At 63.7% G+C, this 20,426-nt stretch carries 17 protein-coding genes; 16 read left to right on the top strand and 1 reads right to left on the bottom strand.

Annotated elements, in window-relative coordinates; translation table 11 throughout:
- Nucleotides 1–2: 2 nt before the first annotated feature.
- The 6 genes from R2N16_RS21705 to R2N16_RS21680 all read left to right on the top strand — a co-directional run bounded on the left by R2N16_RS21705 (nucleotide 3) and on the right by R2N16_RS21680 (nucleotide 6,366).
- Nucleotides 3–662: a type IV pilus inner membrane component PilO gene (locus R2N16_RS21705; protein WP_316668497.1), complete on the top strand. Its 660-nt coding sequence runs from the start codon at nucleotides 3–5 to the stop codon at nucleotides 660–662.
- Nucleotides 659–1,204, top strand: a complete 546-nt coding sequence (locus tag R2N16_RS21700) for a pilus assembly protein PilP (protein WP_316668495.1) — start codon at nucleotides 659–661, stop codon at nucleotides 1,202–1,204. The genes R2N16_RS21705 and R2N16_RS21700 overlap by 4 nt, the downstream gene beginning before the upstream one ends.
- A gap of 2 nt (nucleotides 1,205–1,206) precedes the next feature.
- On the top strand, nucleotides 1,207–3,360 hold the full coding sequence (gene pilQ, locus R2N16_RS21695; protein ID WP_316668555.1) for a temperature dependent type IV pilus secretin PilQ: 2,154 nt from the start codon (nucleotides 1,207–1,209) through the stop codon (nucleotides 3,358–3,360).
- A 138-nt stretch (nucleotides 3,361–3,498) separates the two neighbouring features.
- Nucleotides 3,499–4,071 (top strand): shikimate kinase, encoded by a 573-nt coding sequence (locus R2N16_RS21690; RefSeq protein ID WP_316668493.1) that lies wholly within the window; start codon nucleotides 3,499–3,501, stop codon nucleotides 4,069–4,071.
- On the top strand, nucleotides 4,068–5,174 hold the full coding sequence (gene aroB / locus R2N16_RS21685) for a 3-dehydroquinate synthase (RefSeq protein ID WP_316668492.1): 1,107 nt from the start codon (nucleotides 4,068–4,070) through the stop codon (nucleotides 5,172–5,174). Before R2N16_RS21690 ends, aroB begins: the two co-directional genes overlap by 4 nt.
- Nucleotides 5,175–5,199: 25 nt before the next feature.
- Nucleotides 5,200–6,366, top strand: coding sequence for a deoxyguanosinetriphosphate triphosphohydrolase (locus R2N16_RS21680; protein ID WP_316668490.1), 1,167 nt, complete (start codon nucleotides 5,200–5,202; stop codon nucleotides 6,364–6,366).
- Between the two features lie 219 nt (nucleotides 6,367–6,585).
- Here the strand turns inward: R2N16_RS21680 and R2N16_RS21675 are convergent, their stop codons facing one another.
- Nucleotides 6,586–7,260: an OmpW/AlkL family protein gene (locus tag R2N16_RS21675; RefSeq protein ID WP_316668488.1), complete on the bottom strand. Its 675-nt coding sequence runs from the start codon at nucleotides 7,258–7,260 to the stop codon at nucleotides 6,586–6,588.
- Nucleotides 7,261–7,508: 248 nt separating this feature from the next.
- On the opposite strand from R2N16_RS21675, the gene R2N16_RS21670 reads away from it, so the two are divergent.
- The 10 genes from R2N16_RS21670 to R2N16_RS21625 all read left to right on the top strand — a co-directional run bounded on the left by R2N16_RS21670 (nucleotide 7,509) and on the right by R2N16_RS21625 (nucleotide 20,415).
- Nucleotides 7,509–8,234, top strand: a complete 726-nt coding sequence (locus R2N16_RS21670) for a transposase (RefSeq protein WP_316668486.1) — start codon at nucleotides 7,509–7,511, stop codon at nucleotides 8,232–8,234.
- 259 nt (nucleotides 8,235–8,493) lie between these two features.
- Nucleotides 8,494–13,206 (top strand): glutamate synthase-related protein, encoded by a 4,713-nt coding sequence (locus R2N16_RS21665; RefSeq protein WP_316668483.1) that lies wholly within the window; start codon nucleotides 8,494–8,496, stop codon nucleotides 13,204–13,206.
- Between the two features lie 141 nt (nucleotides 13,207–13,347).
- Nucleotides 13,348–14,811: a glutamate synthase subunit beta gene (locus R2N16_RS21660; protein WP_316668481.1), complete on the top strand. Its 1,464-nt coding sequence runs from the start codon at nucleotides 13,348–13,350 to the stop codon at nucleotides 14,809–14,811.
- Nucleotides 14,812–14,985: 174 nt separating this feature from the next.
- Nucleotides 14,986–16,026 (top strand): Bug family tripartite tricarboxylate transporter substrate binding protein, encoded by a 1,041-nt coding sequence (locus tag R2N16_RS21655; RefSeq protein ID WP_316668479.1) that lies wholly within the window; start codon nucleotides 14,986–14,988, stop codon nucleotides 16,024–16,026.
- 263 nt (nucleotides 16,027–16,289) lie between these two features.
- Nucleotides 16,290–17,123: an ABC transporter ATP-binding protein gene (locus R2N16_RS21650; protein ID WP_316668478.1), complete on the top strand. Its 834-nt coding sequence runs from the start codon at nucleotides 16,290–16,292 to the stop codon at nucleotides 17,121–17,123.
- On the top strand, nucleotides 17,120–17,887 hold the full coding sequence (gene mlaE / locus R2N16_RS21645; RefSeq protein ID WP_316668475.1) for a lipid asymmetry maintenance ABC transporter permease subunit MlaE: 768 nt from the start codon (nucleotides 17,120–17,122) through the stop codon (nucleotides 17,885–17,887). Before R2N16_RS21650 ends, mlaE begins: the two co-directional genes overlap by 4 nt.
- Before the next feature lie 28 nt (nucleotides 17,888–17,915).
- The gene (mlaD, locus tag R2N16_RS21640) at nucleotides 17,916–18,437 is read left to right on the top strand and encodes an outer membrane lipid asymmetry maintenance protein MlaD (RefSeq protein ID WP_316668473.1); all 522 of its coding nucleotides are present in this window, start codon (nucleotides 17,916–17,918) and stop codon (nucleotides 18,435–18,437) included.
- A gap of 3 nt (nucleotides 18,438–18,440) precedes the next feature.
- Nucleotides 18,441–19,241, top strand: coding sequence for an MlaA family lipoprotein (locus tag R2N16_RS21635; RefSeq protein WP_316668471.1), 801 nt, complete (start codon nucleotides 18,441–18,443; stop codon nucleotides 19,239–19,241).
- 152 nt (nucleotides 19,242–19,393) lie between these two features.
- Nucleotides 19,394–20,029: an MlaC/ttg2D family ABC transporter substrate-binding protein gene (locus R2N16_RS21630; RefSeq protein WP_316668470.1), complete on the top strand. Its 636-nt coding sequence runs from the start codon at nucleotides 19,394–19,396 to the stop codon at nucleotides 20,027–20,029.
- Between the two features lie 74 nt (nucleotides 20,030–20,103).
- Nucleotides 20,104–20,415, top strand: coding sequence for an STAS domain-containing protein (locus R2N16_RS21625; protein WP_316668468.1), 312 nt, complete (start codon nucleotides 20,104–20,106; stop codon nucleotides 20,413–20,415).
- Nucleotides 20,416–20,426: the final 11 nt, after the last annotated feature.

Genomic DNA, 20,426 nt, shown 5'->3' with positions numbered 1-20,426 from the left:
CCATGGCGCTCTCGACCGAAATTTCGCTGGAAGACCTGGTCAGCCAGTTCCGTGGCCTGAACCTGAATGAGCCGGAAACGTGGCCGATCGCGCCGCGCATCCTGTTCATGATTCTCTCCGCCGTCCTGGTGATCGGACTGGGTTGGCAGTTGTACTGGAGCGGCAAGTTTGACGAGCGTGATGCCAAGCGCACCGAGCAGGCCAACCTTAAGTCGGCTTACCAGAGCAAGCTGGCGCAGGTGGTGAACCTCGAAGCGCTACGCAAGCAGAAGGCCGACGTGGAGCAGCGCGTTGCCAAGCTTGAGCTGCAACTGCCCAACAAGACCGAGATGGACGCGCTGCTGGCCGATGTCAACCATGCAGGCATCGCGCGTGGCCTGACCTTCGACCTGTTCCGCCCCTCCGGTGCTGTGGTCAAGCCTTATTACGCCGAGATCCCGGTTGCGGTGAAGGTAAATGGCCGCTATCACGACATGGCACTGTTTGCTGCCGACGTGGCAGCCCTGTCGCGCATCGTCACGCTGCAGAACATTTCGCTGACGGGCACCAAGGATGGCGGCATGGTGATGGAAACGCGCGCTGAGGCCTACCGGGCGCTCGACGCCGATGAGCAGGCAGCTCAGCGCAAGGCGAATGCCGCCGCCAAGGGAGGCGCCAAATGAGGGGCCGCACCATGAGCCGTCGCCGGATGTCGCACGTTTTGCGTCTGTCGCCGCTGTGCCTGGCCGTCGTGCTGACGGCTTGCGGCGCGAGCGAAGACGATGAATTGCAGCAATGGATGCAGCAAGCGCGCCAGAGCGTCAGTACGACCGTGCCGCCGCTGCCCGAACCCAAGCCTTACGCGCCGCGCGAATACACGACCACCAAGCAGACTGATCCGTTCAGCGTGCAGAAGGTGGCAGAGCTTTCGCGCGCGCAGAACGAATCGCCGGAACCGAATCGCCGTCGCGAGCCGCTGGAAGACTATCCGCTGGAAGCCTTCAAGCTGGTCGGGACGATGAAGCGCAATGGCGAGACGGAAGCCGTCGTGTCTGTCGGGGACAAGACGCAGCATGTGCATGTGGGGCAGTACATCGGACAAAACTATGGTCGCATCGTCCGCATCGGAGACCAGGAACTCACCCTGCGTGAGCTGGTGCGCGAAGGCACGGCCGAATGGAAAGAAAAAATGACGACCCTGAAAGTTCAGGAGAGCGCGCAATGACGATGCGTCTTGTGAAGGGCGGCCTGTCGCAGGCAACCCGAGTGGCCCGGGGGGGCGCGGTGGCATGGCTTTCGCTGTGCCTGTTCATGCTGGCCGGTCAGGCCGTCGCTCAGCAGGCAGCGCCTGCGGCGGCCGTCTCCGGCAACACGATCGAAAAGGTGGAGCAGGCCACGGCCGGCGAATCCACCGTGGTGACGGTCACGCTCAAGAGCGCGCCGACGCAGAAGCCGGTGGAGTTCAGCACGCAGCAGCCTGCGCGCATCGCCATCGACTTCTTCGGGGCGAGCTTCGCGCAAGGCCGCGCCAATTACCAATATGGCGGCAAGCTGTTGCGTTCGGCGAACGTCGTGCAGATCGGCGACCGTACCCGCGTCGTGCTCGATCTGTCGCGCCAGACGCAGTACAAGTCGGAAGTGCGCGGCAACCAGTACGTGCTGACGCTGGAAGCTGCGCCGGTTGCGGCTGCCATCGCGGCGCCGACCTTCTCGGCCCCGGCCACCGCCGCGGGTGCCGAGCGCCCCGCTGTGCGCAATGTTGATTTCCGCCGCGGCGAGGATCTGGCCGGCCGGGTGGTGGTCGACCTGTCGACCGCCAACTCGGCGATCAACATCGCCCAGCAAGGCCAGAACCTCGTGGTGGACTTCGTCGGTGCGACGCTGCCCCAGTCGCTGCGCCGTCGCTACGACGTGAGCGATTTCGGCACGCCCGTGCAGGCCATGCGCGCCACCGACAACGGCACTGGCGCACGCCTGATCATCGAGCCGCGCGGCAACTGGCAGTACAGCTCGTACCAGACCGACACGCAGTTCGTGGTGGAAGTGCGCCCGACGAAGGAAGACCCGAACAAGCTGATTTCCGGCCCCGGCTACCGTGGGGAGCGCCTGTCGCTGAACTTCCAGAACATCGATGTGCGTTCGTTGCTGCAAGTTTTCGCCGACTTCACGAACCTCAACATCGTGACCAGCGACAGCGTGACGGGCACCCTTTCGCTGCGTCTGAAAGATGTGCCGTGGGATCAGGCCCTGCAGATCGTGCTCGATTCGAAGGGCCTGGCGTCGCGTCGCAACGGCAACGTGCTGTGGGTTGCCCCGCGCGGTGAGTTGGCCACGAAAGAAAAGGCCGAGCTTGAGTCGCAACAGCAAGTGACCGAGCTGGAGCCGCTGCGCAGCCAGGTGTTCCGCCTGAACTACCAGAGCGCCGGGGATGTGCGCAACATGCTGTTGGGGGCCGGTGCCGCAGGTGGTGCGGCGGCTGGCGGTGCCACGACTTCGAGAATTCTGTCCAAGCGCGGCTCGCTCACGGCGGATACGCGTACGAACCAGCTGTTCGTGTCGGACATCCCGAGCAAGCTTGAAGAAGTGCAGGCGTTCCTGCTGAAGATCGACATCCCGGTTCGCCAGGTGATGATCGAGGCACGCATCGTCGAGGCGGACGACACGTTCAGCCGCAACCTGGGCGCCAAGCTGGGCTTCGCTTCGAAGACAAACGGCGCTGGCTACGGCAACACCTACACCAATGTGGTGTCGCCGGTTACGCAAAACGCCACGTGGGATAACAGCCCGGCGATCAGCTTCCCGGCCAACGGCATCAACGGTGTGAACGCAGCCAGCGTGGCCGTGAGCCTGTTCAACGCCGGTGCCGGCCGCTTCCTGGCGCTGGAACTGTCTGCGCTGGAAGCCGATGGCCGCGGCAAGATCGTCTCCAGCCCGCGTGTGGTGACTGCCGACAACATCAAGGCGCTGATCGAGCAAGGCACCGAGATTCCGTACCAACAGGCGACGTCTTCCGGCGCGACTTCGGTGTCGTTCAAAAAGGCCAACCTGAAGCTGGAAGTGACGCCCAAGATTACGCCGGACGGCAACATCTTCCTGGATGTGGACGTCAACAAGGACAGCGTGGGTATCCAGACCACCAACGGCTTCGCCATCGACACCAAGCACGTGCAGACGCAGGTGCTGGTCGAGAACGGCGGCACGGTCGTGATCGGCGGTATCTACACTCAGAACGAGCGGACCGACATCAACAAGGTGCCGCTGCTGGGCGACATTCCGGTGCTGGGCAACCTCTTCAAGAGCACAAACAAGATCAACAACCGCACCGAGCTGCTCGTCTTCCTGACGCCGCGTGTGCTGTCCGATCAACTGTCGCTGAAGTAATCGGCGGCGGCATTGCGATCTGAAAGCCCGGCCTCCCAAGTGGAGCGCCGGGCTTTTTTGTGTCCTGCGGCCGGGTTTGTGCAGGATGGTGACCAAATGCCACTACAATCAGGCTCAAATTCCTGATTTCACGCGACTTTGTCTGTTTCCAACGTATTTTTCGTCGGCCTGATGGGCGCGGGCAAGACTACGGTCGGCCGGGCGGTGGCGCGTCGGCTCGATCTGCCGTTCTTCGACTCCGACCATGAGATCGAAGCGCGCTGCGGCGTGCGTGTGCCGATCATTTTCGAGCACGAGGGCGAAGTGGGCTTCCGTGATCGCGAAACCCACATGATCGACGAACTCACCTCACGCGATGGTGTGGTCATCGCCACCGGCGGCGGGGCCGTGCTGCGGGCCGAGAACCGCGCGTTCCTGCGCGAACGCGGTACGGTGATCTACCTGCGCGCCAATCCGCATGACCTGTATCTGCGCACGCGGCACGACAAGAACCGGCCGCTGCTGCAGACGGAAAACCCGCGTGCCAAGCTTGAAGAACTGCATGCGATCCGTGATCCGCTGTACCGTGACGTGGCGCACTTTGTCATTGAAACGGGCAAGCCCACTGTCGCCCAGCTTGTTAATATGGTGCTGATGCAACTCGAGGTGGCCGGCATCGTGGCTCCGCCCGCAGACGCCTCCACCTCCTCGCAAGTCTCCCCCCAGTCATGATTACCGTTGATGTTGCCCTTGGCGATCGCGCCTATCCGATCCATATCGGCTCGGGGCTGTTGTCCAAGACCGAGTTGTTCGCCCCCCACATTCGCGGCGCGCGTGCCGTGATCGTCACCAACGAGACCGTCGCGCCGCTGTATGCGGCCAAGGTCGAGGGGGCCATCCGTTCGCTTGGCAAGGCCGTCGATACGGTTGTGCTGCCCGATGGCGAATCGTTCAAGAAGTGGGACACGCTCAACCGCATCTTTGATGCGCTGTTGACGGCGGGCGCAGACCGCAAGACCACGCTGATCGCACTGGGCGGCGGTGTGATCGGCGACATGACCGGCTTTGCCGCGGCGTGCTACATGCGCGGCGTGCCGTTCATCCAGGTGCCGACGACACTGCTGTCGCAGGTCGATTCGTCGGTGGGTGGCAAGACCGGCATCAATCACCCGCTCGGCAAGAACATGATCGGCGCATTCCACCAGCCGCAGGCGGTGCTGGCCGATATCGACACGCTGCGCACGCTGCCTGCGCGTGAGCTGGCTGCCGGCATGGCTGAGGTCATCAAGCACGGCGCGATTGCCGATGTGGATTACTTCGCCTGGATCGAGCAGAACATCCAGGGCCTCAACGATTGCGATACCGACCTGATGACCGAAGCCGTGCGCGGCTCAGTGCGCATCAAGGCGGCTGTCGTGGCGCAAGACGAGCGCGAAACTGGCCTGCGCGCCACCCTCAATTTCGGCCATACCTTCGGCCACGCCATCGAGGCCGGCCTGGGTTACGGCGAATGGCTGCACGGCGAGGCCGTCGGCTGCGGCATGGTGATGGCGTCGGACCTGTCGCATCGTCTGGGCTTTATCGACATCGACACGCGCAACCGCATTACCGCACTCACGCGTGCGGCCAACCTGCCGACGGTGGCACCGGACTTGGGCGTCGATCGCTTCATCGAGCTGATGCGCGTCGACAAGAAGGCCGAAGCCGGCGAGATCAAATTCGTGCTGCTGCGCAAGCTGGGCCAGGCGTTCGTGACCACGGTGCCCGATGCCGACTTGCGCGCGACGTTGCAGCACGCCGTGCTGCGACCACCGACCGAAGCGCCCGTCGCCTGATACAAGAACAAGACGAGATGGCCCGATGAACGACCGATTTGATTTGCCGTCCGCGCCGTCCGACCTCGAAGTCCATCTCGCCCCCTACGCCGCGCACTCCGCGCAGACGCGTGGCCGCGTACACGTCGAGCCGCCATCCACCTCGCGCTCCGAGTTCCAGCGCGACCGCGATCGCATCATCCACAGCACCGCATTCCGGCGCCTCGAATACAAGACGCAGGTCTTCGTGAACCACGAGGGCGATCTATTCCGGACGCGGCTCACGCACAGTCTGGAGGTCGCGCAGATTGCCCGTTCGATCGCGCGCAGCCTGCGCCTGAACGAAGACCTGGTCGAAGCGGTTTCGCTGGCGCACGACCTGGGCCACACGCCGTTCGGCCATGCGGGGCAGGACGCGCTCAACGATTGCATGAAGCCGTACGGCGGCTTCGAGCACAACCTCCAGAGCTTGTTGGTGGTCGATCGGCTGGAAGAGCGCTATGGCGGTTTTGATGGCCTGAACCTGACGTTCGAGACGCGCGAGGGCATTCTCAAACATTGCTCACGCAACAATGCAGCCACGCTGGGTGACCTGGGGCGGCGCTTTCTCGAAGGGCAACAGCCCTCGCTGGAAGCCCAGCTTGCCAACCTCGCCGATGAGGTGGCGTACAACAACCACGATATCGATGACGGCCTGCGCTCCGGCCTGATCACGCTGGAGCAACTCGAAGATGTCCCGCTGTGGGCCATCCACCGGCGCGAAGCCGAGGCTGCTTTCCCGGACGTCAGCGGCCGGCGGCTGATCAACGAAACCATTCGCCGCATCATCAACGCACTGATCGTCGATCTGATCGGCACCACGCGTGCCGGGATTGCTGAAGTTGCGCCGCAATGTATTGCCGATGTGCGTGCTGCGCCGGCGCTCGTCGCGTTCTCCGAGCCGATGCGTGAGGAGGCGCGCGCGCTCAAGCGCTTCCTGTTTGACAACCTGTATCGGCATTACCTCGTGATGCGCATGTCTGCCAAGGCGCGCCGCATCATCGACGATCTGTTCCGCGCGTTCATGGACGATCCGCGCCTGCTGCCACCGCAGTACCAGGCGAAAGCCAACCCTGAAGAGCAACCGCGCTGGATTGCGCACTACATCGCCGGCATGACGGATCGTTACGCCATCAAGGAGCATCGCCGCATCTTTGCCGTGGATGCGGTTTGAGCGACCGCTGTAGCGCCCGGACCGCTACCCGCCTGCCTGGCTCCTAGAAGGCCTGGCACCAGACCCACGTCAAACGCCCAAAAAAAATGCCCGGCCGCCCCAACGCATGCCGGGCCGAACGCGCCAACCACCGCCGACGAGCGCCCCCGCCGTCGACGGCCCCTGCGGCACGTCGGTAAAAGTCGATCAGGACAGTGTCAGTTCGCTGATCGTCCTCCCTTAAAAGCGATAGCCCAGGCCGACGCCCAGCAGCCACGGGTCAACCTTGACCTTGCTGATGGTCTGGCCGGCCATCTTCAAGTCGGCGCTGATCCAGGTCTTCTTCAGGTCGACGTTGAAGTAGAAGCGTTCGGTCAGGCGATAGTCGAAGCCGACCTGCAGCGCTGGGCCGAAGCTGTTTTTGCTGAGATTCAGCGAACCGACACCCGGCACCTGCAGATTCACATTGGAGATGCGCGTGTAGTTGATGCCCGCCCCCACGTACGGCTTGAAGCGCGACTCGGGTGTGAAGTGGTACTGCATCGTCAGGATCGGCGGCAAGTGGCGGAAATTGCCGATCTTGGTGGGCCCGCCCAGCGCGCTTTGCATGACCGTCACGTCCTGCTGCTGCGGGTACGTCAGGATCAGCTCGGCCGCGAGGTGCGGCGTAAAGAAGTACGAGATGTCCAGCTCGGGCAGGACCTTGTTGTTGATCTGAATGGCGTCAGCCGGAATGGCAAGCGCCGGCACCGCATCGGACTTGTTGGCGGCTGTCAGGTTGACGGCGCGCACGCGCACCATCCAGTTGCCGGTGGCCGGCGGCAAATCCGTGCTCTGCGCAAAGGCGGCCTGGCTGAATCCGGCGGCAAACATTCCAGCGGCTACCGCTACAGCGGCTAGGCGGTGAAAAGCCATGAATCGCTCCCTCTCTGTTGTCTCGTGATGTGATGGGAGCCAGTCTCGCGGGGAAGTCGCCCGGCCGATTTGCTCGGGATCAAGTTCCACCGGTCGTCGGGGGCGTGTAGGGCCCCCGATTTGACGGCACGCAAACTCCGCCGTTGCACCTCGACGACAGGCGGTAGGCAAGCGTTTGTCTGCCAAAAATTGGGGACAGATTCGACGGCTCAGGCTACGATGGCACCTTTCGCCGCCCCGTCTTTTCCATGGCCCGCCTGCCTCGCCTCAGTCCCACCGATGTCCCTGTGCACGTGTTGCAGCGCGGCAACAACCGCCAGACCGTCTTTCGCAACGACGACGACTACGCGTTCTACCTCGACACGTTGCGCATGGCAGCCCGCGAGCACGACTTCGCCGTCCATGGGTTCTCCCTGATGCCGAATCACGTCCATCTGGTCGGGACGCCCAAGGTGGCGGATAGCCTCTCGCGCACACTGCAGGCCGTGGGACGGCGCTATACACGCTACTTCAACGCCGCCGCCGAACGCAGCGGCACGCTGTGGGAAGGACGCTTCCGCTCGACCGTATTGGATCCGGCCGAATGGGTGCTGCCGATGCTGTTGTATGTAGAGTCCAACGCCGTACGCGGTGGGCTTGTCAGCACGCCGGAAGAAGACCGATGGAGCACGTATCGTCATCACGTCGGCATCCAGTCCATCCCGTGGGTGAGTGACCACTATTGCTATTGGCGGCTTGGTAATACGCCATTCGAGCGCCAATCGCGCTATCGGACGTTATGGCACGAAGGTCTGGGTGCAGACCAACTGGCGCAGATTCGCCAGCACGTGCACAGCGGTTGGCCGCTCGGCAATGAAGCGTTTCTCGCAACACTGGCGCGCACCGGAGGCCGTCGCGTTGCGCCGTTGCCCAAGGGGAGGCCGCCTCGGCAACCCGCAGAAGTGGGAGCGCAGGACAGCGCCCACGCCGAATAACGAGGGCGATGCCGTCGTACGTAGGGGTATCGGTGTAGCCGAATTTAATCTGTCCCCATTAATAAACCCGCACTGATGTCGTGCATTTATTAATTTGCTCTGACCCCATTTAAAAACTTTTGCCTGTTACGGGCCACTCTTTTATATTCGTTTCACCCCGCATTCATGGTGCGGCGCGCCATTGCCTGTCTGCCACCGCATCCGCACCATCGCGAGGGCCTTCTGCGGCGCGCTGTACCCACAACATCGGAAGATCGCCGTGGAACAACATTCTTTCCCCGCCGCGCCGTCGGCCCAGGGTCTGTACGACCCGACCAATGAACACGACGCTTGCGGCGTCGGCTTCGTCGCTCACATCAAGGGCAAGAAGAGCCACGAGATCGTCCAGCAGGGCTTGCGCATCCTGCACAACCTCGACCACCGGGGCGCTGTCGGCGCAGACCCGCTGATGGGCGACGGCGCAGGCATCCTGTTGCAGATTCCCGACCAGTTCTTCCGTGAAGAGATGGCGAAGCAGGGCATCAACCTGCCGCCGGCCGGCGAATACGGCGTCGGCATGATCTTCCTGCCGAAGGAGCACGCGTCGCGCTTGGCCTGCGAGCAGGAACTCGAGCGGACCGTGCGTCTGGAAGGCCAGGTGGTGCTGGGCTGGCGCGACGTGCCGGTCGACAAGACCATGCCGATGTCGCCCACGGTGCAGAAGACCGAGCCCGTGATCCGCCAGATCTTCATCGGACGCGGCCGCGACATCATGACCACCGACGCGCTGGAGCGGAAGCTCTACGTGATCCGCAAGACCGCCAGCCACGCCATCCAGGCGCTCAAGCTCAAGCACGGCAAGGAATACTTCGTGCCGTCGATGTCGGCGCGCACGATCGTCTACAAGGGCCTGTTGCTGTGCGAGCAGGTGGGTCGCTACTACCAGGACCTGGCAGACCCGCGCACGGTGTCGGCACTGGCGCTTGTGCACCAGCGCTTCTCGACCAACACGTTCCCGGCCTGGGAGCTGGCGCACCCGTACCGCATGGTGGCGCACAACGGCGAAATCAACACCGTCAAGGGCAACGTCAACTGGATCAACGCACGGACTGGCGGCATCTCGTCGCCGGTGCTCGGCGATGACCTGCCGAAGCTTTGGCCGCTGATCTATCCGGGTCAATCGGATACGGCATCGTTCGACAACTGCCTCGAACTGCTGACGATGGCTGGCTACCCGCTGGCCCAGGCGATGATGATGATGATTCCGGAAGCGTGGGAACAGCACACGCTGATGGACGACAACCGTCGCGCCTTCTACGAATACCACGCCGCGATGATGGAACCGTGGGACGGCCCCGCTGCCATCTGCTTTACCGACGGCCGCCAGATCGGCGCAACGCTCGACCGTAACGGCCTGCGTCCGGCGCGCTATTACGTGACCGATGACGACATGGTCGTGATGGCGTCGGAAGCCGGCGTGCTGCCGATTCCCGAGTCGCGCATCGTCAAGAAGTGGCGCCTGCAGCCGGGCAAGATGTTCCTGATCGACATGGAGCAGGGCCGCATCATCGACGACAAGGAACTCAAGGACAACCTGGCCAACGCCAAGCCGTACAAGAGCTGGATCGACGCCGTGCGCATCAAGCTCGACGAGCTGGACGCCAAGCCGGAAGATGTCGCCGCAGAAACGAAGCCGGCGGCCAAGCTGCTGGATCGTCAGCAAGCCTTCGCCTACACGCAGGAAGACGTGAAGTTCCTGATGGCGCCGATGGCCGCCAATGGCGAGGAGGCGGCGGGTTCGATGGGCAACGACAGCCCGCTGGCCGTGCTGTCTTCCAAGAACAAGACGCTGTACAACTATTTCAAGCAGCTGTTCGCGCAGGTCACCAACCCGCCGATCGACCCGATCCGCGAAAACGTGGTGATGTCGCTCGTCTCGTTCATCGGGCCGAAGCCGAACCTGCTTGAGCTGAACAACATCAACCCGCCGATGCGTCTTGAAGTGAGCCAGCCTGTGCTGGACTTCAAGGACATGGCAAAGATCCGCAACATCGAGCATTACACCGGCGGCAAGTTCATGGCTTACGAGCTGAACATCTGCTACCCGGTGGCCTGGGGCAAGGAAGGCATCGAAGCACGCCTGGCCTCGCTGTGCGCCGAGGCTGTCGATGCGGTCAAGTCGGGCTACAACATCCTGATCGTCTCGGATCGCGCGGTCGACGAAAAGCAGGCCGCCATTCCCGCGCTGCTCGCCACGTCCGCCATTCACCATCACCTGGTGGATAAGGGCCTGCGCACGAGCACGGGTCTGGTCGTTGAAACGGGTTCGGCGCGCGAAGTGCACCACTTTGCCCTGCTGGCCGGCTACGGCGCAGAAGCCGTACACCCGTACCTGGCGATGGAAACGCTGGCCGAGTTGGCGCCGGGTCTGGGCCTGAGCGCCGAGAAGGCCGTCTACAACTTCACCAAGGCGATCGGCAAGGGCCTGCACAAGGTGATGTCCAAGATGGGCATCTCGACGTACATGTCCTACACCGGCGCGCAGATCTTCGAAGCGATCGGCCTGTCGCGTGAACTGGTCGACAAGTATTTCCAGGGCACCGCATCGAACGTGGGCGGCATCGGCATCTTCGAGGTGGCTGAAGAAGCGCTGCGCCTGCACCGCGACGCCTTTGGCGATGCGCCGGTGCTGGCGAACATGCTGGACGCCGGCGGCGAATACGCCTACCGCGTCCGCGGCGAAGAGCACATGTGGACCCCGGATTCGATCGCCAAGCTGCAGCACGCGACGCGCGCGAATTCGTACCAGACGTACAAGGAATACGCGAACCTGATCAACGATCAGAGCAAGCGCCACATGACGCTGCGCGGCCTGTTCGAGTTCAAGGTGGACCCGGCACGCGCAATTCCGCTGGAAGAAGTCGAACCGGCCAAGGAGATCGTCAAGCGCTTTGCTACCGGCGCCATGTCGCTGGGTTCGATTTCGACCGAGGCACACACCACGCTGGCTGTGGCGATGAACCGCATCGGCGGCAAGTCGAACACGGGCGAAGGCGGCGAAGACGAGCGCCGTTACCGCAACGAACTGCGCGGTATTCCCATCAAGCAGGGCACGAAGCTGTCGGACGTGATCGGCCGCGAAGTGGTCGAGCGCGATCTGGAGCTGCAAGAGGGCGATTCGCTGCGCTCGAAGATCAAGCAGGTGGCGTCGGGCCGTTTTGGCGTGACGGCCGAGTACCTGGCTTCGGCCGATCAGATCCAGATCAAGATGGCGCAGGGCGCCAAGCCTGGCGAAGGCGGTCAACTGCCCGGCCACAAGGTCACCGACTACATCGGCAAGCTGCGTTATGCGGTGCCGGGCGTGGGCCTGATCTCGCCGCCGCCGCACCACGACATCTACTCGATTGAAGATCTGGCGCAGCTCATTCACGACCTGAAGAACGTGAACCCGCGTTCCGACGTGTCCGTCAAGCTGGTGTCGGAAGTGGGTGTGGGCACGGTGGCTGCAGGTGTCGCCAAGGCAAAGGCCGATCACGTGGTGATCGCCGGCCATGACGGCGGTACCGGCGCTTCGCCGTGGTCGTCGATCAAGCATGCCGGTACGCCGTGGGAACTGGGCCTGGCCGAGACGCAGCAGACGCTGATGCTCAACGGCCTGCGCAACCGCATTCGCGTGCAGGCCGACGGCCAGATGAAGACCGGCCGTGATGTCGTGATCGGCGCGCTGCTCGGCGCGGACGAGTTCGGCTTTGCGACCGCGCCGCTGGTGGTCGAGGGCTGCATCATGATGCGCAAGTGCCACCTGAACACTTGCCCGGTCGGCGTCGCAACGCAGGACCCGGTGCTGCGCAAGAAGTTCTCGGGCAAGCCCGAGCACGTGGTGAACTACTTCTTCTTCGTGGCCGAGGAAGTGCGCGAAATCATGGCGCAACTGGGTATCCGCTCGTTCAACGAACTGATCGGCCGCGCTGACCTGCTGGACACGAAGTCCGGCATCGAACACTGGAAGGCACGCGGTCTGGACTTCGCGCGCATCTTCTACCAGCCGGCCAAGAAGGAAGGCGAGCCGTGCTATCAGGTCGACGTGCAGGACCACGGCCTGGACCGCGCACTGGACCACCAGCTCATCGAGAAGGCCAAGGCTGCGCTGGAGAAGGGCGAGCGTGTGTCGTTCATCCAGCCCGTGCGCAACGTCAACCGCACCGTGGGCGCGATGCTCTCGGGCGAAGTGGCCAAGCGCTATGGCCATGAAGGTCTGCCCGATGACTCGATCCACGTGCAGATGCAGGGCACGGCCGGCCAGTCGTTCGGCGCGTTCCTGGCGCACGGCGTGACGCTCGACCTGGTGGGCGACGGTAACGACTACGTGGGCAAGGGCCTGTCGGGCGGCCGCGTGATCGTGCGCCCGCCGCACGAGTTCCGGGGTGAACCGACGTCCAACATCATCGTCGGCAATACCGTGCTGTACGGCGCGCTGGCTGGCGAAGCCTTCTTCAACGGCGTGGCCGGCGAGCGCTTCGCGGTGCGCAACTCCGGCGCTACCACGGTGGTGGAAGGCACGGGCGACCACGGCTGCGAATACATGACCGGCGGCACCGTCGTCGTGCTGGGTGCCACCGGCCGCAACTTCGCGGCAGGCATGTCGGGTGGTGTCGCCTACGTCTATGACGAAGACGGCCTGTTCGACAAGCGCTGCAACACGGCGCAGGTTGCACTGGAATCCGTGCTCTCGGCGGCTGACCAGGAGAAGGCGCATACCCCGTCGACCTGGCACAAGGTGAACGGCGAGCGCGTGCTCGACGAGCAACTGCTCAAGGCGCTGGTGGAAAAGCACTTCCGCTACACCGGCTCGGAGCGTGCCAAGGAACTGCTGGCCGACTGGAACAACGCCCGTCGCCGCTTCGTCAAGGTCTTCCCGACCGAGTACAAGCGCGCGCTGGCCGAGATGTACGAACGCGAACAGGAAGCCGGCCGCGAGCAAATCGCAGCCTGATTCCGATCGACTTGGCGAAGGGTTGATCCGCGTGATCAGCCGTTCGCCACCACCGAATACAACGCAACCTCACAAGACAGGCCCGACTGCCTGGCTAGCACGACTGTGCCGGCAGAGCAGCATCGGGCCAGGAAGGACACCATGGGCAAGGCGACCGGTTTTCTCGAATTTCCCCGCCAGAACGAGGCATACGAAGCGCCCGAAGCGCGCGTGAAGCATTACAAGGAATTCGTGTTCGCGTTGGCGGACAACGAAGCCAAGATCCAGGGCGCGCGCTGCATGGACTGCGGCATTCCGTTCTGCAACAACGGCTGCCCCGTCAACAACATCATCCCGGACTTCAACGACCTGGTGTATCGCCAGGACTGGAAGACTGCGATTGAAGTGCTGCACTCGACCAACAACTTCCCCGAGTTCACGGGCCGCATCTGTCCGGCACCGTGCGAAGCGGCTTGCACGTTGGGCATCAACGAGCTGCCGGTCGGCATCAAGTCGATCGAGCACGCCATCATCGACAAGGCCTGGAAAGAAGGCTGGGTCGCACCGCAAGTGCCGAAGCACAAGACTGGCAAGACCGTGGCCGTGGTCGGCTCGGGCCCCGCTGGCATGGCCGCTGCGCAGCAACTGGCGCGCGCCGGCCACGACGTAACGCTGTTCGAAAAGAACGACCGCATCGGCGGCCTGCTGCGCTATGGCATCCCGGACTTCAAGCTCGAGAAGGCGCAGATCGACCGCCGCATGCAGCAGATGGAGGCTGAAGGTGTGACGTTCCGCACCGGCGTGATGGTGGGTGACAAGACGGTTCCCGCCGGCATCACCAACGACGCTCGCGAGACCATCGCCGCAGAAGACATCCTCAAGCAATTCGACGCCGTCGTGCTGACGGGCGGTTCGGAAGTGCCGCGCGATCTGCCGGTGCCGGGCCGTGATCTGGACGGCGTGCATTACGCGCTCGAATTCCTGATCCCGCAGAACAAGGAAGTGGCCGGCGATGCGCCGAACCCGATCCGCGCCGACGGCAAGCACGTCATCGTGATCGGCGGCGGCGACACGGGTTCGGACTGCGTTGGCACGTCCAACCGCCATGGCGCCGCATCGGTCACGCAGTTCGAACTGCTGCCGCGTCCGCCCGAAGAAGAGAACAAGCCGCTGGTGTGGCCGTACTGGCCGATCAAGCTGCGCACCTCGTCGTCGCATGACGAAGGCTGCGAGCGCGACTGGTCGGTCGCAACCAAGGCGCTCATCGGCGAGAACGGCCGCGTGACGGGCTTGACCGCCGTGCGCCTGGAGTGGAAAGACGGCAAGATGGCAGAGGTCGCAGGCAGCGAGTTCACGCTCAAGGCCGATCTCGTGCTGCTGGCGATGGGCTTTACCAACCCGGTCGGCGGCGTGCTCGATGCGTTTGGCGTGACGAAGGATGCGCGCAACAACGCGCGTGCCACCACCGAAGGCGACAACGCTTACGCCACCAACGTGCCGAAGGTGTTTGCCGCCGGTGATGTGCGCCGCGGCCAGTCGCTCGTCGTGTGGGCCATCCGGGAAGGCCGCCAGGCTGCCCGCTCGGTCGATGCGTTTCTCATGGGGCATACGGAACTGCCGCGCTGACCACGCGGTTGACCGTTTGACTCAGGCCCGCCTTGGCGGGCCTTTTTGTTTGTGCCGCGCGGGTTGTGACACGCGCGTCATGCCTCATGGTTTACGTCGACATGGTTTACATGAGTGCAGGGCGGCCAGGCGGATTTCTAGAATGAGATCTCCCCGTGATCCCCAAGCTGCCTCATGCGACCTCGCGCCCGCACCGTGCGTGCAGATGTGCCCCACGCGCCCGATGTGCCGAATCGGCAGCGGCGGCGGGCGCTTGCGTGGCTGGGCGTGCTGCCGGCAATGCTGGCGTCGCCCGCGCGTGCATTGCTGCAGGGGTATCCCTCGCAACCGCTGCGTCTGGTCGTGCCGGCGGCGGAAGGCAGCGCGTTTGATGCGCTCGCCCGGGCACTGGCGACGCAGCTGCAGGAGCAGGTCGGTCGCGATGTGGGTGTCGAAGATCGCCCGGCAGCCAATGGCATGGCCGCCGGCGAAGCCGTCGCCCGTGCGCCGTCCGATGGCCACACGCTGCTGCTCCAGCAGACCACGTTCGTCGCCCAGCCCGCGCTGGAGGCTGCGTCGTATGATCCGCTGCGCGACTTTCAGCCTGTGGCGATGGTGGCCACGCTGCCGCTGTTTCTCGCCGTCGATGCGCGCTTGCCGATCCATTCCATCACCGATTTGCTCGCCCAGGCGCGCGGCGAGTCCGTCACGGTCAATTGCGGCTCGGACATCGTCGGCACGTGGTCGCACCTTGTCACCGAGCAGTTTGTGCGCGACTACGCTTTCCACGCGCCGCATGTGGCCGTTCGCGGTGAAGCAGGGCTTGTGCAACAGATCCTGGCCGGGCGCATGACGGCATGTTTCGCGTGCTATCCGAGCGTGGCGGCAGCCGCGGCCAACGGTCAGCTACGCTTGCTCGGGGTGACGGGCGAGGCTCGCTCGCGTTTCGCGCCCGCTGTGCCAACGCTGCGCGAAGGCGGTCTCGCCGGATTCGATCGCAGCGCCTGGATCGGTACCTTCATGCCGGCGCGTACCCCCCGGCCTCTCTCGATGCGCGCGGCTGCCGAATTGCGCCGCGCGGTCACTTCAAGGGAAGTCAGCGCCACATTGCGTGCCGGCGGCTTCGAGCCGCAATGGGATGCCCCCGACACGTTCGCGCAAGCCGTGCGCCGTGATGCCACCCACTGGCAGGCGGTAATTCGGCAGGCCGATCTGCGCCTGGATAGCGGCGAATAGGCCACTTCTCCTGTCTGCAGCTTCAACCCCGTTCCGCAGGCGCACCACTTCCAGCAACCCGCAAGACCCGAAAACCCCAGCGCGGCGAACAAGCCACACAAACTGTCGGTAAGCATGGCGTGACTGACGGGCTACGCGGGTTTCCACCTATAATGGCGGGCCGCGCGAAGCCGCCTCTGTTGGCGAGCCAGCGGTCGTCAAGACAACGAGATGCGGCAGCATGAAGCCGCCAACCTGCCGAGCCCTCTGCACCGATCTCCACCGTGTCCACCCAGCCTTCCAACGCCGTTGTCGAACTCGATCAGGTCGATTTCGCCTATCAGCCAGGCGCGCGGCGCATCCTGTCCGGCCTGTGCATGCGCGTGCCCAAGGGCAGCGTGGTGGCTGTCATGGGCGGCTCGGGGTGCGGCAAGACGACGATTCTGCGGTTGATTGGCGGCCAAGTGGGCGCCGCCGCCGGCACTGTGCGCGTTCACGGTCAGGACATCGGCGCGATGGACAAGCGCGCGCTGTACGCCGCGCGCCGCCAGATGGGCATGCTCTTCCAGTTTGGCGCGCTGTTTACCGATATGTCCGTGTTCGACAATGTGGCATTTCCGCTGCGCGAACATACCGAACTGCCCGAGCCGCTCATCCGCGATCTGGTGCTGATGAAGCTCAACGCCGTCGGCCTGCGCGGTGCGCGCGACCTGATGCCCTCGGAGATTTCCGGCGGCATGGCGCGGCGCGTGGCATTGGCGCGGGCGATTGCGCTGGACCCGTCGCTCATCCTCTACGACGAGCCGTTCGCCGGGCTGGACCCGATCTCGCTGGGCCTGACCGCATCGCTCATCCGCAAGCTGAACGACGCGCTGGGCGCGACCAGCATCATCGTCTCGCACGACGTGCAGGAGACGTTCCATATTGCCGATTACGTGTACTTCATTGCCAACGGTGGCATTGCCGCCGAGGGCACGCCGGCTGACCTGAGCGCCTCGACCGATCCGTTCGTGCGCCAGTTCGTGCGCGGCGAGGCGGACGGCCCCGTGCCGTTCCACTATCCTGGCGTGCCGCTGGCCGATGACTTCGGTCTGGGCGAGGACGGAGGCGCACGATGATCTCCACGATCGGGTTGCTTGTCCGCACGCTCATTGGCCGCCTGGGTTATGCCACGCGCATGTTGGTGACGCTGTTCGTGGCGCCGGGCGACGTGTTGCGCCGTCCGCGTCTGCTGATCGAGCAACTGCGCTTTATCGGCAACGATTCGTTCATCATCATCGCGGTGTCGGGGCTGTTTGTCGGTTTCGTGCTGGGGCTGCAGGGTTACTACACGCTCAACCGCTATGGTTCCGAGCAGGCGCTGGGTTTGCTGGTGGCGCTGTCGCTTGTGCGTGAGTTGGGCCCGGTGGTGACGGCGCTGCTGTTCGCAGGCCGCGCCGGTACTTCGCTGACGGCCGAAATCGGCTTGATGAAGGCTGGCGAACAATTGATCGCTATGGAAATGATGGCCGTCGACCCACTGGCACGCGTGCTGGCACCGCGTTTCTGGGCGGGTTTCATCGCCATGCCGCTGTTGGCGGCAATCTTCAGCGCGGTCGGTATTCTGGGCGGATACTTTGTTGGCGTGGGCCTGATTGGCGTGGATCCCGGCGCCTTCTGGTCGCAGATGCAGGCCGGCGTGGATGTGATGAACGACGTCGTCAATGGCGTTATCAAGAGTGTGGTGTTTGGCGTGGCCGTGACCTTCATTGCGCTGTATCAGGGCTACGAAGCCAAGGCGACGCCCGAAGGTGTGTCGCGTGCCACCACGCGGACGGTGGTGATTGCGTCGCTCGCCGTACTGGCGCTGGACTTTGTGCTGACCGCGCTGATGTTCAGCTGACGCGCCGCCTCTTCAACGAGAAAGAACTATGCGTAAGAGCCTCCTCGATTTCTGGGTCGGACTGTTCGTGCTGGTGGGCATCGTCGCGCTGCTGTTTCTGGCGCTCAAGGCCGGCAACATGAGTGCGTTCTCTTTTGCCAAGAGCTATCAGGTGAAGGCCTCGTTCGACAACATCGGCGGCTTGAAGGTGCGGGCGCCGGTCAAGAGCGCAGGCGTGGTGGTGGGGCGCGTGTCGGAGATTCTCTTTGACGACAAGAGCTACCAGGCGATCGCCGTGCTCGACATGGACCAGCGCTACCAATTTCCGAAAGACAGTTCGGCCAAGATCCTGACCTCCGGTCTGCTGGGTGAGCAATACATTGGTATTGAGCCAGGTGGCGACTCGGCCATGCTGGCCAGCGGCAGCAAGATCACCATGACGCAGTCGGCGGTGGTGCTGGAAAACCTGATCAGCCAGTTCCTCTACAGCAAGGCCGCGGATGCCGGCGCTGGCAGCGGTAGTGGCAGTGCCGGCGGAGCCAAGCCGGCTGAGGGCAGTGGGAGCAAATAGACCATGAAAACAACAAGATCCATCCGTACGCTGCGCGGCTTTGCGCTGGCCGTGGCCGCAGGCGCCACGCTGCTGGCCGGCTGTGCCACCGGGCCGAATGCCAATCCGGCCGATCCGATCGAACCGTTCAACCGAGAAGTCTTTCGCATCAACGAAGACCTCGATAAGGGCGTGCTGAAGCCGGTTGCGCAAACGTATGTCGATGTGGTGCCGTCGCCGGCGCGCACGGCGGTGTCGAATTTCTTCTCGAACGCGGGCGATGTCTATTCGGCCGTCAACAACCTGCTGCAGTTGAAGGGCACGGCCGCGCTGGAAGACACCATGCGTGTGGCGATCAATACCGTGCTGGGTCTGGGCGGCCTGATCGACATTGCGTCGGACGCGGGCCTGCCCAAGCACAAGGAAGACTTCGGCCAGACGCTCGGCGTGTGGGGTGTGCCGGCGGGTCCGTACGTCGTGTGGCCGTTGCTTGGCCCGAGCACCGCACGTGACACTGTGGGTTTCCTGGTCGACTGGCAGATGGACCCGCTCACGTACTGGCACGACAGCGCGATCACCTACTCGCTGGCCGCGCTGCGCGTGGTTGACGTGCGCGCCAACCTGCTCGGGGCCAGCAATGTGTTTGAACAGGCCGCTGTCGACAAGTACACCTTCCTGCGCGATGCCTATCTGCAGCGTCGCCGCTATCTGATCTATGACGGCAACCTGCCGGAAGATCAGGACAACAGCAAGCCGGATACCGGTGACGCGACGGTCTCGCCGTACCAGCGCTTCACCCCCAACTGGCCGGTGTTCCGCCGCTGATCGGTACACGTAACAAGGTCGCCTCAAAGGTGACAAGGCGTAAAACTGGCCGGCCCGCACGAACTTGCGTGCCGGCGATCTGTTCTAATCGCCAACAAGATTGCGGCCAATACGCTGCAAGCGACCCGAAAATCACACTAGAAGGACGCGATATGTTGAAGAAGCTTCTCCGCTCCCTGTTTGCCGGCCTCACGCTGACGGCCGCCGTGGCAGCCGCGCCGGTCCACGCCCAGGAAGCCGACGCACAGGCCACCGTCAAGACGGCTGTGGACGACGTGCTCACCACCATCAAGAGCGATCCGGAGCTGCGCGGCGGCAACATGGCCAAGGTGTACCAGCTGGTTGACCAGAAGATCGTGCCGCGCGCCGATTTCAAGCGCACCACCCAGATCGCCATGGGCCGTTTCTGGAGCCAGGCATCGCCGGAGCAGCAACAACAGATTCAGGATGGCTTCAAGACGCTGCTGATCCGCACTTACGCCGGCGCACTGTCGAACGTGAAGAACCAGACCGTTTCGTACAAGCCGTTCCGTGCGGCTGCGGACGACACCGACGTGGTGGTGCGCTCGACCGTGAACAACAATGGCGAGCCGGTGGCCCTGGACTACCGTTTGGAAAAGACGGCCGGTGGCTGGAAGGTGTACGACATCAACATCAGCGGCCTGTGGCTGTCGGAAACGTACAAGAACCAGTTTGCCGATGTCATCAGCAAACGTGGCGGCGTGGCCGGCTTGGTGAGCTTTCTGAACGAGCGCAACACGCAGCTCGAGAAGGGCCCGGCAAAGTAAGCAGCCTTCCGGTAGAATCTATGCAGCGGTCACGTCTGGCCGCTGTTTCTTTTTTTGACGCATCCACTTCCACCATGTTGACCTTGTCCGGCCCGCTGACTCACCGCGAAGCGCCGCGCGTTCTGCGCGAGGGCGAGGCTCAACTCGGCCAAGCGCGCGAAGCCGGCATTGCCGCGCTGCACGTCGATTGTGCCGGTTTGTTGCAGGTCGATTCGTCTGCGCTGGCGGTGCTGCTGTCGTGGCAGCGCACGGCGCACGATGCCGGTATCGCACTCGATATCGCAGGCGCTCCGCAGGCGCTGTCCAACCTCGCCACGCTGTACGGCGTGGAGTCTCTGCTGGCCATCGCGCCGGCCACTGCCGCTCACCATCACGCTCGACATTGAGGCGGCGTCCG

This window comes from Ralstonia psammae (assembly GCF_958405935.1).
GTDB lineage: Bacteria > Pseudomonadota > Gammaproteobacteria > Burkholderiales > Burkholderiaceae > Ralstonia > Ralstonia psammae.
Note: the sequence above shows the minus strand (reverse complement) of the source record. Positions and strands in the feature narration are given on the sequence as shown.